Below are 14,866 nucleotides of genomic sequence, written 5' to 3' on the forward strand. Positions count from 1 at the left end.
CTTGACGGTCGACGACTCCGGCTTGTCCACGGCCGCCGAGATGGCGGCGCACTCCTTGTCGGAGGCGCAGAAGTCCTCGAACTGGGCGTCCGAGCGCATGGGGACGTTGAGCAGCACCCACAGGATGACGGTGGTCAGGGTGATGATCGTGCCGGCCTTCTTCAGGAAGCCCTTGCAGGCGTCCCACACCATGATGAGGACGGTGCGCAGGCGGGGCATGCGGTAGGGCGGCATCTCCATGTAGAAGGGCAGCAGGATGCTGCCGCGGTCGGTGAGCTGCTTGACCACCCAGGCGGCCGCCATCGCGGAGACCGCGCCCAGCAGGTAGAGGGCGAACATGACCAGGCCGCGCGTCCCGAAGGGGCCGACCTTGGCTTTGCTGTCGACCGTCAAGGAGATCATGATGACGTAGACGGGCAGGCGGGCCGAGCAGGTCATGAGTGGGGCGGCCAGCATCGTGGCCACCCGGTCCTTGGTGCTGGGCAGCGTGCGGGTGGCCATGATCCCGGGGATCGCGCAGGCCAGTGAGGACAGCAGCGCCACGAAGGCGCGCCCCTCCAGCCCGGCGATACTCATGACCTTGTCCATGAGGAAGGCGGCGCGCGACATGTACCCCACGCCCTCCAGGACGGCGATGATGAGGAACATGATGATGATCTGGGGGATGAAGGTGAGTACCGCGCCCACGCCCCCGATGAGGCCGTCGCCCAGGAGCCCGGCGATGAGCGGGTGGGACTGGTCGAGCCAGTCGTGCACCAGCTGCCCCAGGTCCCCGAAGCCTCCTTCGATGGCGTCCTGGAAGGGGGCCGCCCAGGTGAAGATCGCCTGGAAGAAGAAGAACATGATCGTGAAGAACACGATGGTGCCGGGGACGGGGCGCAGCAGGACCTTGTCGACCGCGGAGGTGATCTGGTCGCTCTCGGGGGCCTGGTAGTCCGCGGCGGCCAGCACCGAGTCGGCCCAGGAGGTGATCTCGTCGGGGGTGGTGGGCGGCGGCAGCGGGGTGCGCTGCCAGTTCTCGACCTGGGCGAGCTGGGCGCGCAGGTCGGGCATGCCGACGCCGCGGTGCCCGATGACTCGCACGGCGGGGATCCCCAGGGCCTGCCCGAGGGCCGCGACGTTGAGTCGACCTGAGCGGCGGCTGAGCTCGTCGGTCATGGTGACTGCCAGGCAGGTCGGTAGCCCCAGGGACAGGGCCTCGGCGATGAAGTTCATGCCGCGCTGCAGCGTCGTGGCGTCGACGACGATGACCAGGGCGTCCGGGGCGCTGACCGTGGTCGAGGTCCCGGTGAGGACGTCGTGGACGATCTGCTCGTCGGGGCTGATCGGGTCCAGGGAGTAGGCGCCCGGCAGGTCCTCGATGGTCAGGGTCTTACCGCCGACCTTGCAGGTTCCCATCGACCGCTGGACGGTGACGCCGGGGTAGTTGCCGGTCTTGGCGTGCAGGCCGGTCAGGGCGTTGTAGATGGAGGTCTTGCCGGCGTTGGGGGCCCCGGCCAGGGCGACGCGCGGGGCGTCGGCCACCAGGGTCTTGGAGCTTCCTGAGCCGCAGTGGCAGTCGGCGCCGTCATAGGGCTGCTCGCGGTGCTGCGACTGCCCGGTGGCGTGCCGCGTGGTGTCGTGGGTGCTCACAGAGTCTCTCCCGTGTTCGGTGCTGCGGGGTCGTCGGCCGCGTGCCGTCCGGCCGGCCTGGGTTGGAGGATGATGCGGTTCTCGGCCTCCACGGTGGTGACCTGGATGAGTCGGGCCTCCTTACGCCGCAGGCACAGCTCGTAGTCGGAGACGCGGTAGACCACCGGGTCCCCCATCGGGGCGCGGCGCAGCGGCGTGGCGATCCGTCCGGGGATGAATCCCAGGTTGCGCAGGCGCTTGACGAGGACCCCGCCGACGCCGTCGTCGAGCAGGCCGGTGATGCGTCCGCTGGTGCCGGGGCTCAGGTCCGACAGTGCGAAGGTGGCGGCACCCGGTTCGGGAAGGTACGTGGTGCCGTCGGGGGCACGGTGTCGTGGAACAGCGAAATCCATGGTGTCCTCGGGTCGACATGAAGGTGGCTTCGTCGATAGGAGTCTAAGGGAATGCTTCTCTGTCTCACAGCAGACCAGATGGCGTTCTGCCTCAGTGCGAGCCTTCCGGCCGGAGGCGCGGTGGGAGGGGGGAACGATTTCTTATAGGATCCTGGGAGCGGGGGCCGTGGCTGCCTCAGGCGAGGTCCGATCATGGAGCCGGACCGTATAAAATGTGGTGCGACCAGCTCCTGCTTCTGCATGGCGTCATTCTTTCGGAAGCAGGAGGCGGCTGATCGATAAAATATCGAGATGGTCGTACGGGGGTATTTCACATGAAGCCGAGAGCTCTTCCCCTGTGTTCCGCGTCCCCGAGAGTCATGAGGGGACTTGAGGTGCCTGGTGAGGCGGGAGCGGCTGATCGAAACCAGTAGAATTCTGGGCTGTCATGGCGGGCGTTCTGCAATGTCTGATGTGCTGGTGTCGCGTTGGGATGACGGCCTGAATAAATCAGTGTCCAGCAGTGAGTGATCGTATGGCGAACGTGCCTGAGGTGAGGCTTCTGTGTTTCGGAGGGGTGGGATGTCCGCCACTTTCCTCCCAACTCCATGGGAGAAACCTTAGAAAATGCTCGATATCGAATAGGAGTGACGTGAACCTCTCCTCACTTTTCTCGCATTAGGTCCGATATCTCTTGTGAAAATAACAGAGGTGTGACGACGGCCTGTAGAGGAGAGGCCCTGCTGCCCTCCGGCAGATTCGTCGTCACGCCTTGGCGCTGCCGAGAGGTCAGCGGGGCCGGGACATGGCCACGGCGCGGGCGCGCTCGGCCCAGGTGTCGTCGAGCGGCTCGGGCTCCCAGGCGGCGCCGGCGTGCTCGGCGGCACGAGCCAGCAGCCAGTCGGCCACGGCCGGGTTCTTGGGCAGCAGGGAGCCGTGCAGGTAGGTGCCGATGACGTGGTGGACGCGCCCGCCCTCGGTGGAGTCCTTGCCGTTGTTGCCGTCGCCCATGCGCACGGTGCCGAAGGGGCGCGCGCCCGACCCCAGGGTGGTCAGGCCGGAGTGGTTCTCGTAACCGACCACCGCGCCGAAGTCCTCGGTGTCCAGGACGATGTTGCCGATGAGGCGGGTGTCGCCGGCCACCGTGTGGGCGTCCATGAGGCTGATACCGGGGATCTCCTGGCCCTTGGCGGTGGTGAAGCCGTGCCCGAAGAGCTGGTAGAGGCCGCAGATCGCGAGCATCGGGACGCCGTCGGCCGCCCACGCCTTGAGGGTGGGGCCGACCTTGACCAGGTCCTCCTTGATGCGCTCTTGACCGGAGTCCTGGCCGCCGCCGCCCACGAGGATGTCGACGTCGCCGGGCAGCTCATCGCCCGGGTCGTAGGAGAGGAGCTCGACGTCGTAGCCCTGCCACTGGGCGCGTCGCGCCAGCACGAGCGTGTTGCCCCAGTCGCCGTAGATGTTCATGTCCCGCGGGTAGAGCTGGAGCAGGCGCAGGTGTCCGCGGGCGGGGCCGTCGGTGGTGTGCTCGTAGCGCGCGGTCATGACATGACCTCCTCAACGTCCGTCATCTCGCCCAGGATCGAGCGCAGGGCCAGCATCGCGGTGTAGGTGGTGAAGATTCGCATGGGGCGGTCGGTGTCGGCGGCCACCCGGCGCATGAGGGCCACGGCCCGGCGCAGGTCGGGCTCGACGTCAGCGACCTCGACCTCGTCGTAGCGCAGCCGCAGGGCCATGTCCCAGGCCCGCACCCCGGTGACGACGGCGACCCCGCCGGCGCGCAGGGCCGAGAAGTCCACGTCCCACAGCCAGGACATGTCCCGGCCGTCGGCGTACTCGTCGTTGATGGCCACGACCACGACCTCGCCGTCCTGCGCCTGGGAGGCCGCCGAGAGCAGCCCCATGCGGAAGCCGGCCGGGTTCTTGACCAAGGAGAGCTGGACGGGGCGGCCATCCAGGGTCAGCACCTCGCCGCGGCCGAAGGCGGCCCGCACATTGCCCAAGGTGGTCAGCAGCCCGGGCAGGTCGGCGTCCTCGCCCAGCACCTCCAGGACCACCCCGAGGGCGGCGCAGGCGTTGAGCAGGTTGTGGACGCCCGGGATGGCGAAGTCGACCTCGTGGGAGGTCCCGTCCACGCGCACGGTGGCGCGCTGGCCGTCGATGGCCTCCAGAGTGACGCGCGGGCTGGGGGCCTGGCCGGCCTGACGGGGGCTGACCACGCCGGTGCGCAGGTCGTCGTCGGACAGGAACAGGGAGCGCAGGTCCTCGCCGGCGCCGAAGGAGACGACACGGGCACTGACGCCCTCCAGGAAGGCGGGGGCGGCCAGGCGCGGGTCGTCGCCGTTGAGGACGACGACGTCGCTGGTGGCCTTGGCGATCGAGTGCAGCAGGGAGGCGGTGTAGTCGATCTCGCCGAAGCGGTCGAGCTGGTCGCGCATGACGTTGAGCAGGAGGCAGGCGCGCGGGCGGACCCGGGCCACGAAGTGCACGGCGTGGGCCTCGTCGAGCTCGAGGACGGCGATGTCGGCGTCCAGGTTGCCGGCGGCGTCGACCTCGGTGAGCAGGGAGGCGAGCACGCCGCGCACGAAGTTCGAGCCGGTCCGGTTGGTGAAGACCTTCAGGCCCTGCTCGCGCAGGAGCTGGACGACCATCTTGGTGGTCGTGGTCTTGCCGTTGGTGCCCGAGACGACGATGACGCCGCGGGGCAGACGGCCGAGGGTGCGCTCCAGGAAACCGGGGTCGGTGCGCTCCATGACCAGGCCGGGGAAGGCGGTGCCGCCGCTGCCGCCGCCGCGCACGCGGGCGGCCAGGCGCGCTGTGCGGCCGAGGGCAACCGTAAGACGAGAACGCATGGAACTCCTGCTGGCTGAAGAGGGGCGCACCGACGATGCGATCGGGGCGCGGGTGCCCATGTGGGCGGCTGTTGTTGTCCATATGGGCACCAACTGGGCGTCAGTCTAGGGCAGCGGGGCCGGTCACGGATGCGTCACGATGCTCACGTGGCCGGCGCGGGCCGCGAGGGACGGAGGCGCTCGCGGGGCGGCGGCTCACCGGGGGACGACGACGTGCAGGGCGCCGTCCTCGACCTCGGCGCGCAGGGTGCGGGTGGAGCCGGCCGTGTCGCCGTCGAGCTCGAAGGGGACGGGACGGTCGGCCTCGATGAGGACCTTCCGGGCCCGGGTGAGGGTGAAGCCCTCCATCTCCTGGCCGGTGAGGATCTGCGCTCCCAGGCGGGCCCAGTCCACGACCTTGCCGGGGCTGGCCAGGAGCAGGTCGACCAGGCCGTCGGAGGGGGTGGCTCGCGGGAAGAGGGTCATGCCGGCGGTGATGGTGCCGACGTTGCCCATGAGCGCCATGACCATCTGGCGGCGCACCGGGGGCGCGTCGTCGAGCGTGACGGTGGCGGTGAAGGGGTCGGGGACCGCGTTCTGGACGGCGGCCACCGCGTAGGCGCCCGAGCGGATGACCTTCTTCAGGCCCGAGTCGGTGGACTCCATGATCTGGGCGTCCAGGCCCATGCCGGCCATGACGACGAAGCGCTCCTGACCGTCGTCAAAGACGCAGGTGACCATGTCGATGGGCTTGAGGCGGCCGTGCAGTGCCAGGCGGATGGCGGCGTCGGTGTCCAAGGGGATGGAGAGGTTGCGGGCCAGGAGGTTGCCGGTTCCGGAGGGGATGAGGGCCATGGGCATCTCGGTGCCGGCCAGCTCGGAGGAGACGGCTCGCACGGTGCCGTCACCGCCGGCCACCATAACCAGGTCGACGCTGGCCTCCAGGGCGCGGCGGGCCATGGAGCGGCCGGGGTCGTCGGGGGTGGTCTCCAGCCAGACGGTGGGCAGCCAGCCGGCGGTGCGCACCTCGGCGGCGACCCGACGGCGCAGGAGCGAGAGGTCGTCGAACTTGGTGGGGTTGTAGATGACGGCGGCGCGCTTCTCGCTGCTGGTGCGTGACAGGCGGCGGTTGACCCAGCTGGTGAGGATCGCGTCGATGCCGCCGACCCACAGGGCCAGGTTCGCGAAGGCGGCGCCCAGGAGGAAGCCGCCAATGAGGTCACTGAGCGCGGCCAGGCCCATGTACCACTGGCTGACGGCGGTCACGGCGACGGCCGCGTAGCCCAGGACGGTGCCGGCGGCGACCATGGCGCTGCGGTGGTGGGCGCGCGCGAGGGTCACCAGGACCCAGGAGGCCAGGGTCATCGCCGTGATGTGCGCGTTGGGGTAGGAGTACTCGAAGGCGGCGATGGAGTCGGAGAAGGCGCGGCCCGGGTTGGGGTGGGCCAGGTGCAGGGCGATGAGGTACTGGGTGGGGATGCCGGCGGCGGCGATGGCCAGCGAGACGCTCAGGCGGCGCATACGGGCCGTGTAGGCGTAGGCGACCCCGGCCCCGATGAGCCCGAGGATGAGGATGGGGTGGGTGAAGGTCGCCAAGGCCTCGGCGAGCTGCCCGGCGGCCGAGCGAAGCTGGGCGTCGGGGGTCGGCAGGAAGGCGTCAATGGCGGGGGAGTGCTGCGTGGCGTAGGGGGCGAGCGGCCCCGGGGCACTCAGGTAGGTCCACACGAGGAAGGCCAGGGTGAAGCCGATGCACAGGACGGCCTCGACGTACTTCAGGCGTCGTGGGGCCCGGGGGGAGGCGGAGGTAGAGGCGGCGGAGTCGCGTGGAGGCTGGGTCACGCTCGCTCGTCCTTTCCCCGGGGTGAGTTTTCGGGAGTCAGCCTAGCCGCTGCGGCTGTGGGCGGTATATGTCCCGGCTGTGGGTGGCGAGGGGCGGGGTGGGTGAGGGGGCGACCGGTTCCGACGGCGTCGTAGGGCGGCCGGCCGTGCGGGGTACGTGGGGCGGTCGCGGCCCGGGGGCTGCGGTGGGGGCGCGTTGACGAAAGGAGAAGGAGGGGCGAGGGGTCGCGAAAGGGGGTGGTGGATGCGTCAGGGATTCTTGATTTCGGCGAGCAGAGGTGGCGCGATGTGAGCGGAGTGAAACTGTTTCCGTCAGCTTCCCGTGTTGTCTGACGAATTCGGTGACGTGCGAGTGTGCGTGAATGGCGTCGTCGGCCTTAATCGCCTGCGGGGGAGGGGGAACTGGGTACATTGTGCTGGCCAGTTCAGGGTGCCTCGTGGTGCCCATTTCCCCGACTTACCTCGAAGGATGCATGTGATGCGACAGCAGATTCGCTTCCTCACCCACGCCCTTGGCCGTCGTGAGACGCTCAAGTACCTGTCGATCGCGGCCGTCGGTGCGGCTATTGTCCCTCTGACCGGCTGCTCCGGATCCACGTTGGCCTTCAAGAAGTTCGCCGCCGGGACCTGGGAGGTCACCATGGACGGCCTGGAGAAGGCCCCTGAGGTCACGGTGACGGTGGCGGACGGAAAATGGACGTTCGCCCCCAAGAACGGAGATCAGGATCGTCAGACGGAGGGAACCTGGAGCTTGTCGGGCACGACCTTGACGCTCAAAGAGACCGGAGATGCCGAGTGGTTCTTCAATGAGGGCTCCGAGGGTGTTGGCCTGGGTATTCCGGAAAAGGTGAATACCGACGAGGTTCCGGAGTCCTTCAAGTGGCGGTATGAGAGTGCTGACGAGATGGATGTCCCGCTGTCGTGGGACAAGAAGACCCAGACCTTGACTCTCACGGGAACCGGCTCCGACAAGAAGCCCTTTACGATCAAGGCTAAGAAGCAGGAGAAGTAGCGGTCTGCGACTGAGACTGAGCTGCACGCCTCGGCGTGACGTTGTGTGAGCGCTCGGAATGGATGATCCGCAGCCCGCGGACGGTCGTCTCACGTGCCGGCTTTACTCAGCGGGTGACGTTCTTCGAAGGGATGGTGCGGGTGAGTGCGTCGACGTCGAGTACCTCGGGTGTCTGGAGCAACGTGGCCTACGTGTTGTGGTGGTGGGCGTTTGGTCGGCCGGTGAGTGCCTGATGGTCTTCGCGCCCCAGGCCGCGGGCGCGGTGGGCCTCGAGCGCCTGCGCGCCGAGGCGCTCACTTCCCAGGACCTCGCCGACGATGCGGACAGCCTCGTCACGGTCGATCGGTTCGGGCAGGTAGGCCTCGGCCAGCGCGGGAAAGTCCTCCAGCAGCTCAGCGCGGGCGCCTTGGCCCGGGGAGGGAGCATCACCCCGCGCCCGGGACAGCACCCCATTGATGACCCCATTCAGCGCAACCCGCCGTCGGCCAGCAACGCCGTGCTCCGCCAAGAAGGCCAGGTACGGCTCCTCCTTTCGGTACTGGACTGCGATCGTCAGTGTGTGGAGGGCGTCCTGGAGCTCATCGATTCGTTGGGACTGCTCCTCGACCCTGCGGCGCAGCTCTTCAAGCTCGGTGCCGGGATCCGGCATGCGGGTCTCCTTCCCGGTGGTGTCTCCACCTCAGACTAAGGCGTTCGGGCGGCAGCCTCATCCAGGGCTCCTACTGCACGAGGGTGGGGATCTACTGGCCGGGGGCTGTGCGTACTGTACGAGCCCCCGACCCCCATGGAGTACACCCGACGCTCGTGCAGTGGTGCCCCGCCCTCGTGGAGTGGACGCTGGGCGGAGGGCGGGATCGACTCCGTGGTGCCTTGGCGGCGAAGCTGGGCGCGTAGGCCGGCGTCGCGTTCGTACCTTATGCCTCGCGTTCGGGGGTTCAGTGTACGAACGCGTGACCTACCCTACGAACGCGAGGCGCTCACCCAAGGGGGAGCCCGGACACGCCCACTAACCCCAGGACACGCCGCCTAAAGCACCACGTTCACGCCGATAACCCGCCCGCGACATCGCGGGCCTTCTCATCGTCGGGGTATTCGGCCTGGCGGCCTCTTACTCCCTCCTCTTCGAAGACCTCATGAGCAAGCTCATGGGCTTCTTCCTTGGTCGGGGTATTCGGCCTGGCGGCCTCTTACCCCTTCCTCCTCGGACGTCTCACGAGCAAGCTCGCGGACGTCCTCGTCGTCGGGGTGGCGGGATTTGAACCCACGACCTCTTCGTCCCGAACGAAGCGCGCTACCAAACTGCGCCACACCCCGTGTGCAGCAGGCGACAGCATAGCCTCCACCCACCGCGGGGAGGAAATCGGATCGGCTGAGTCCTCTGTCACGTCAATGTTCGCTCCCTGTCGGAACCTGGTTGGCCCGAGACGCCCACCGTGCCAGGCTGCTCCATGGCCGGTCCGCCTGCTGGCCCGCACCCCGAAGCGCCCTGACCGGCCCAGGCACCGTCATCCTCGGGCCCCATCCCGCCCGAGAGGCGCAAGGGCCGACAAGACGGAGGGCACCCGCCGCAGACAAGGAGTTCCCATGCGCATCGAGGCCGTCGTCGGCGACATCACCACCGAGAAGGTCGACGCCATCGTCAACGCCGCCAACAGCACCCTCCTGGGCGGAGGGGGAGTCGACGGAGCCATCCATCGCGCCGCCGGCCCCCGCCTGCTTGACGCCTGCCAGAAGGTGCGCGACACCGAGCTGCCTGACGGCCTGCCGGTCGGCCGAGCCGTGGCCACCCCCGGCTTCGACCTGCCTGCCGCCTGGGTCATCCACACCGTGGGCCCCAACCTCCACGCCGGCGAGGACGACCCCGCCCTGCTGCGCGCCTGCTTCGACAGCTCCATGGAGCTCGCCATCCAGCTCGGCTGCACCGGCATCGCCCTGCCCGCCGTCTCCGCAGGCGTCTACGGCTGGCCGATCACCCGGGTCGCCGAGATCGCCGTGGCTGCGGCCCGCGCCGTCGAGCAGCGCTCCCGCACCGATCCCGGCGCCGTCGGCCGCCTGGGGCTCATCCGCTTCGTCCTGTCCTCGCAAGTCAACCACGAGGCCTTCGCCCGCGAGTTCGCGCGCACCGAGGCCTGAGGCGGCCGGGCCGCATCCAATGCGGCCGGGGACATCTTGCGCGTCGGGGGACTGGAATCCCGTCCCCGACCGCGCGCCCTGTCCCCGCCCGGAGGCGAAGGAACTCGCCCGCGTGGAATGTCCCCGGCCGGAAGAAAACGCTCCCGTACGCGTGGGACGCCCCGCCCGTACTGGGACGCTGCCGGCCGGTTCAGGCGCCCTCGGCCTGCGCAGCCGCCTGCTCATCAGCCCACCGGCCCAGGTCCTCACCGTGGATCGCGGCCGCCAGCAGACCCGGGAAGGCGTCCGGCGTGCACCCGAAGGCCGGCACCCCCATCGCGGCCAGCCGCTTGGCGATGTCGTGGTTGTAGCTGGGGACGCCGTCATCACTCAGGGCGAGTAGTACAATGACCTGCACCCCGCTTCCCAGCAGTTCCCCTACCCGTCCCAGCATCTGCTTCGGGTCGGAGTCGTACAGGTCGCTGATGAGGATGAACACCGAGTCCGCCGGCCGCGTGATCGTCTGCCGGCAGTACTCGATGGCCGGGGAGGTGTTCGTGCCGCCGCCGAGCTGGGTCCCGAAGATGACGTCGACAGGGTCTGACAGCAGCGGCGTCAGGTCCGTGACAGCGGTGTCATAGGCAACCAGCGTGGTACGCAGTGAACGGATCGAGGCCATGACCGCCGCCATGATGGAGGCGTAGATGACCGAGGAGGACATGGACCCGGACTGGTCCATGCAGATGGTGAACTCCTTCTGAATGCCCCGATGGCGTCTGCCGTGCCCCACGAGCCTCTCCGGGATGACCGTGCCCAGCTCCGGCACGTAGTTCTTGAGGTTCGCGGCAATGGTCCGGTTCCAGTCGATGTCGGCCGGCTGGGGCCGCGAGGTCCTCCTGGAGCGGTCCAGCGCACCGCGCACCGACTGCTGAAGCCGGTCGGCGATCCGCTCCTCCACCTCCTTGACGACCTTGTCGACGACCGTGCGCGCCGTCGCCTTGGCCTCCTGAGGAATCATCTCCGACAGGGTGGCCAACGTCGCCGCCAGGTGCACGTCGGGCTCCACGCCCTGGAGCACCTCGGGCTCCAGCAGGAGAGTCGTGAGCCCCAGGCGGTCAATGGCATCGGTCTGCATGACCCGCACGACTCGTGAGGGGAAGTACTTGCGAATGTCCCCCAGCCAGCGAGCCACATGGGGCGCGGAGCCGCCCAGGCCCCCGCGCTCCTTGTCCTGCGGGTCGACGTCGTACAGGTCCGCCAGTGCCGCGTCCATCGCCCTGTGGCCCTCCGACAGCGAGGTGGAGTAGCCACGCGCGTCCACGCCCAGGGCCAGGCGCCAGCGCTGCTCAATCGTGGTGGGCTCGACGTCGGCCCGGTCAGCCCGGTCGGCCTGGCTGGCCGGGTCCGCTGGGACTGCCTGGCCGGCGTGCTGCTCCGGCTGGTTCTCGTCGTCGGTGCGCTCGCACGCGGTCATCGGGTACCTCCCAGGATCATGCTCACGGTGTCCAGAACCGCCTCGACGTCGTCGAAGGCCTCTTCTACCGGGCCGTTCCCGTCCGGGGTGGGGGACCCGAGGTCCCGGATCTGCCGGGCCAGGTCCGTCTTCTGAGGGCTCGGCCACTGGCCGAAGGCTCGTCGCAGCGCGGGCAGGACGTCGACGAAGGCTTGGTCCCCGATGCGCGCCAGCCACTCGTTGAGCACCTCGAGCAGGGTGTTGTCATAGCTGAGCAGGAGGATGTCCCCCGCGAGGAAGCCCTCGATCCACTCGGCCTGTTCCTCGGCCTGCGTGCCCTGTGACAGCGCCCGGGACAGCCTCGAGGCGGCGTCGTCGCGGTCCAGCTCCCCGGCGTCCAGGAGCATCCGGGTGATACGTCCGGCCAGCAGACCCGGCAGGCTCCGGGTGGCCAGCGCGGAGCGCAGCGCACCGTTCCACAGCGTCGCGGCCTGCTCGTCCAGGAGGCCGATGACGTCCTGGACCTCGTCGATCGTCGTACGCAGCGTGCGGGCCACCTGGGCATCCACGTTCGCGGCCGCCGCAGGCATCCCCGCGCACCCGCGCACCAGGACGGCTCGGGTCACCGCCTCCAGACTGGAGGCGTCCGTGCCGCGCACGTCCCCGTAGCGCTGGGAGCGGGCCAGGGCCGGCACCGAGCCCAGCAGCCGGACGATATCCATCTCGCGGGCCGCCTGCTCGTCGAGGATTCCCAGCAGCGTGGGCACGACCTCGGACAGACCGGCCGTCAGCGCCTTCTCCACCGACCTGGTCACCTGCGGCAGGGAGTCGGTGGCGCCCAGCAGGGCGTTCCCGGCGGCGGAGGCCACTGTGGTGCCGAAGGCCGCGGCCTCCACCACCTGCACGGACATCTCCGGGTCCCACTCGAGCTCCCAGACCTCCTTGAAGGTGCCGCTCGAGGCCACCCGCTGCCGTCTGCCCCAGGTGATCCCCAGAATCTCCAGGCGTCGCAGCAGCTGGGACTTGGCCAGGTCCCGCGGCTTGCGCAGGTCCAGGGAGAGTGTCTTGGGAACCGCCGCGAAGGCCATGCGCAGGCTCTTGGCGGTCGAGCGCAGATCGGCGTCCAGGGGGACCATGGGGACGCCGTCGGGCACGCTGCCGAGCGCCTCGCCGATGAGGACCTCACGGGTCGCGGCGGCTGCCCGCACCGTGCTGCCATCGCACATGACCGACAGGACCGCTTCGCTCAGCTCGTCGAGACCGGCCATGGGGCGCCCGCGCAGCGCGGCAAGACTCTGGGCCAGCCGCGCCGCCTCAATGATGTGGGCAGAGGAGACCGGCAGGTCCTGACGGCGCAGCGACGCGGCCACCTGTGTCAGCCAGCGCACGACCGGCCGGTCCGGTGCGGTGAAGAGCAGGTGGTACCAGCCCGGCGACTCCACCCCGGCGCTGTAACCGCTGCCCCCGGCCAGGCGCGGGTGCGTCCACGGCACCCAGGTCAGCGACGTCCTCACCTTCGCCATGCCCTTGAGCCGGGCGTTGTCCTGCGCGACCTTCGGCGGCCTGCCGGCCAGCGCCGGGGCGTGCCACGCCCCGCACACGACGGCGATCCGCTCGTGGCCCGCCCTTCTGGCCGCCCGGAGAACCTTGCGCATATGCGCCTCGCGGCGCAGCGTGGCCTCGTCGGTCTCCGGGGAGGCCTCCCGCAGGAGCCCGATCGCCTCGGTCAGTGCGTCGAAGGGGTCTCCCTCCATACGCAGCTCGACGACGTCCTCCCACCAGGCCTCCGGGTCCTCGTAGCCGGCCAGGCGCGCCAGCTCCGCGATCGGGTCGGTCCGTACCGGCTGGGCCGCGTCCCGGGCCGCGACGTCCACGCCCTCCGATCCGCTATCCGCTGGGCTGTCCGTCCCCTCCGAGCCGCCCGAGTCGCTTGGGTCTTCCGAGCCACTCGTATCGTCAAGAGGCTCCTCGGTCTCCACCTCGTCCTCGGCTCCGGCCTCGGCGTCGGCCTCCGACCGGGCCCGCTCCCGTTCGGCTTTCCGAGCTGCCAGGACGGCGGCAGCCGGCAGATCCATGAAATGGGCCTGCGCCCCGTGCGTCACCGCCCAGGACAGCGCCTGCCACTCGGGGGAGAAGACGGCCATCGGCCAGAAGGAGGCCTGCGAAGGATCGGTGTTGTCCCAGGCGAGCAGTGCCACCGGCGGCTCCAGCCCTCGGCCCGCCCACTCGATGAGACCATCGGCGTCTGCCGGCCCCTCGATGAGAACGCAGTCGGGCCGGTAGTCCTCCAACACCGTGGCCAGGGCCCGTGCCGAGCCCGGACCGTGGTGACGGATCCCCAGGACCCGCACAGGTGGGCGCGGGTCCTCGGCCCCGGTTGCAGTGACGCCTGCGGACTCGGCTCCGACGTCGGCCCCGGAATTGAGCCCTGCGCCGACAGTCACTGCCCGACCTCATGGCAGGCGCGGTAGAAGTCGGACCAGTCGCGGCGCTCGCGCACCACAGCCTCCAGGTACTCCGACCACACCACCTGATCGGCCACCGGGTCGCTCACCACCGCCCCGAGGATCCCGGCGGCCACGTCCGAGGGCCGCAGGACGCCGTCGCCGAAGTGGGCGCTCATGGCCAGACCGTTGGTGATCACCGAGATCGCCTCCGCCGTGGACAGGGTGCCCGACGGCGACTTCAGGCTCGTGCGTCCGTCCTCCGTCACACCTTGGCGCAGCTCGCGGAAGACGGTGACCACCCGACGGATCTCCTCCAGGGCGCCCTCCGCGGCAGGCAGCTGGAGTGCAGAACCGAGGTCCTCCACGCGGCGAGCAACGATGCTCACCTCCTCCTCCGCCGAGGCCGGCAGCGGCAGCACCACCGTGTTGAAGCGGCGGCGCAGCGCTGCCGAGAGGTCGTTGACGCCGCGGTCGCGGTCATTGGCGGTGGCGATGAGGTTGAAGCCCCTGTGCGCCTGCACCTCGGTGCCCAGCTCCGGCACCGGGAGGGTCTTCTCGCTGAGCACCGTGATGAGGGCGTCCTGAACGTCGGAGGGCATACGGGTGAGCTCCTCGACCCGGGCGATCCGGCCCGTTCCCATGGCCGTCATGATGGGGGAGGGGACGAGTGCCGCCTGTGAGGGGCCCTCGGCCAGGAGCCGGGCGTAGTTCCAGCCGTAGCGCACCGCCTCCTCCGAGGTGCCCGCCGTGCCCTGAACCAGGAGCGTGGAGGTGCCGCAGATCGCCGCGGCCAGGTGCTCGCTCACCCAGGACTTCGCCGTTCCCGGCACCCCCAGAAGGAGCAGGGCCCGGTCCGTGGCCAGGGTCGCCACGGCTACCTCGATGAGACGCCGATTGCCGACGTACTTCGGGGTGATGACGGTGCCGTCCTCCAACGTGCCGCCCATGAGGTAGGTGACCACCGCCCAGGGGGAGAGCCGCCAGCTCGCCGGCCGGGTGCGCTCGTCAAGACGTGCCAGGGCGGCGAGCTCCTCGGCGTAGCGCTGCTCGGCGTGCGGGCGCAGCAGGGGCGCGTTGTCAGTGCTGGTCTGATCCATGGTCTGGGTGCTGGTCACGGGAGCTCCTCGGTGGCTGATGGGCGGGTGGTCGGCGGACGGTCGGGAAGAAAC

The 14,866-nt window shown here is 69.6% G+C and carries 11 protein-coding genes and 1 tRNA gene; 2 read left to right on the top strand and 10 right to left on the bottom strand.

Annotation, left to right across the window (positions count from 1 at the left end; translation table 11 throughout):
- The 5 genes from feoB to BKH20_RS03205 all read right to left on the bottom strand — a co-directional run.
- Positions 1 to 1,632, bottom strand: a 1,632-nt coding sequence (gene feoB, locus BKH20_RS03185; protein ID WP_075389916.1) for a ferrous iron transporter B, incomplete at its 3' end; no start/stop codon positions are given.
- On the bottom strand, positions 1,629 to 2,024 hold the full coding sequence (locus BKH20_RS03190; protein ID WP_070659312.1) for a FeoA family protein: 396 nt from the start codon (positions 2,022 to 2,024) through the stop codon (positions 1,629 to 1,631). The genes BKH20_RS03190 and feoB, both read right to left, overlap by 4 nt.
- Positions 2,025 to 2,792: 768 nt before the next feature.
- A complete protein-coding gene (locus BKH20_RS03195; protein WP_075373632.1) occupies positions 2,793 to 3,548 on the bottom strand; it encodes a type 1 glutamine amidotransferase in 756 nt (251 codons plus the stop codon).
- A complete protein-coding gene (locus BKH20_RS03200) occupies positions 3,545 to 4,855 on the bottom strand; it encodes a Mur ligase family protein (protein WP_075373631.1) in 1,311 nt (436 codons plus the stop codon). Before BKH20_RS03200 ends, BKH20_RS03195 begins: the two co-directional genes overlap by 4 nt.
- A 195-nt stretch (positions 4,856 to 5,050) precedes the next feature.
- A complete protein-coding gene (locus tag BKH20_RS03205) occupies positions 5,051 to 6,673 on the bottom strand; it encodes a diacylglycerol kinase family protein (protein ID WP_075389917.1) in 1,623 nt (540 codons plus the stop codon).
- 478 nt (positions 6,674 to 7,151) lie between these two features.
- Here BKH20_RS03205 and BKH20_RS03210 point away from each other — a divergent pair, with 478 nt between their 5' ends.
- Positions 7,152 to 7,685, top strand: a complete 534-nt coding sequence (locus BKH20_RS03210) for a hypothetical protein (RefSeq protein ID WP_075389918.1) — start codon at positions 7,152 to 7,154, stop codon at positions 7,683 to 7,685.
- A 187-nt stretch (positions 7,686 to 7,872) separates the two neighbouring features.
- On the opposite strand, the gene BKH20_RS03215 is transcribed toward BKH20_RS03210, so the two are convergent.
- Complete coding sequence (locus BKH20_RS03215; protein ID WP_075389919.1) at positions 7,873 to 8,334, bottom strand: hypothetical protein; 462 nt, start codon at positions 8,332 to 8,334, stop codon at positions 7,873 to 7,875.
- A gap of 591 nt (positions 8,335 to 8,925) precedes the next feature.
- Positions 8,926 to 8,999 (bottom strand) — tRNA-Pro (locus BKH20_RS03220).
- Between the two features lie 270 nt (positions 9,000 to 9,269).
- Here BKH20_RS03220 and BKH20_RS03225 point away from each other — a divergent pair.
- A complete protein-coding gene (locus BKH20_RS03225) occupies positions 9,270 to 9,818 on the top strand; it encodes an O-acetyl-ADP-ribose deacetylase (RefSeq protein WP_075389920.1) in 549 nt (182 codons plus the stop codon).
- 190 nt (positions 9,819 to 10,008) lie between these two features.
- On the opposite strand, the gene BKH20_RS03230 is transcribed toward BKH20_RS03225, so the two are convergent.
- The 3 genes from BKH20_RS03230 to BKH20_RS03240 are packed head-to-tail and all read right to left on the bottom strand — an operon-like array spanning position 10,009 to position 14,812.
- On the bottom strand, positions 10,009 to 11,271 hold the full coding sequence (locus BKH20_RS03230) for a VWA domain-containing protein (protein WP_081381573.1): 1,263 nt from the start codon (positions 11,269 to 11,271) through the stop codon (positions 10,009 to 10,011).
- A complete protein-coding gene (locus BKH20_RS03235; protein WP_075389921.1) occupies positions 11,268 to 13,694 on the bottom strand; it encodes a DUF5682 family protein in 2,427 nt (808 codons plus the stop codon). Before BKH20_RS03235 ends, BKH20_RS03230 begins: the two co-directional genes overlap by 4 nt.
- Positions 13,691 to 14,812 carry an ATP-binding protein gene (locus tag BKH20_RS03240; protein ID WP_256693008.1) on the bottom strand — a complete coding sequence of 374 codons (1,122 nt, stop codon included), beginning with the start codon at positions 14,810 to 14,812 and terminating at the stop codon, positions 13,691 to 13,693. Before BKH20_RS03240 ends, BKH20_RS03235 begins: the two co-directional genes overlap by 4 nt.
- Between the last annotated feature and the right edge of the window lie 54 nt (positions 14,813 to 14,866).

It is taken from the genome of Actinomyces oris (genome assembly GCF_001937445.1).
In the GTDB taxonomy this organism is placed as follows: domain Bacteria; phylum Actinomycetota; class Actinomycetes; order Actinomycetales; family Actinomycetaceae; genus Actinomyces; species Actinomyces acetigenes.

Excerpts from the sequence above, each read along its gene's own strand:
- BKH20_RS03230 (WP_081381573.1), bottom strand. The coding sequence starts at position 11,271 with ATGACCGCGTGCGAGCGCACCGACGACGAGAACCAGCCGGAGCAGCAC.
- BKH20_RS03210 (WP_075389918.1), top strand. The coding sequence starts at position 7,152 with ATGCGACAGCAGATTCGCTTCCTCACCCACGCCCTTGGCCGTCGTGAG.
- BKH20_RS03200 (WP_075373631.1), bottom strand. The coding sequence starts at position 4,855 with ATGCGTTCTCGTCTTACGGTTGCCCTCGGCCGCACAGCGCGCCTGGCC.
- BKH20_RS03215 (WP_075389919.1), bottom strand. The coding sequence starts at position 8,334 with ATGCCGGATCCCGGCACCGAGCTTGAAGAGCTGCGCCGCAGGGTCGAG.
- BKH20_RS03190 (WP_070659312.1), bottom strand. The coding sequence starts at position 2,024 with ATGGATTTCGCTGTTCCACGACACCGTGCCCCCGACGGCACCACGTAC.
- BKH20_RS03225 (WP_075389920.1), top strand. The coding sequence starts at position 9,270 with ATGCGCATCGAGGCCGTCGTCGGCGACATCACCACCGAGAAGGTCGAC.
- BKH20_RS03195 (WP_075373632.1), bottom strand. The coding sequence starts at position 3,548 with ATGACCGCGCGCTACGAGCACACCACCGACGGCCCCGCCCGCGGACAC.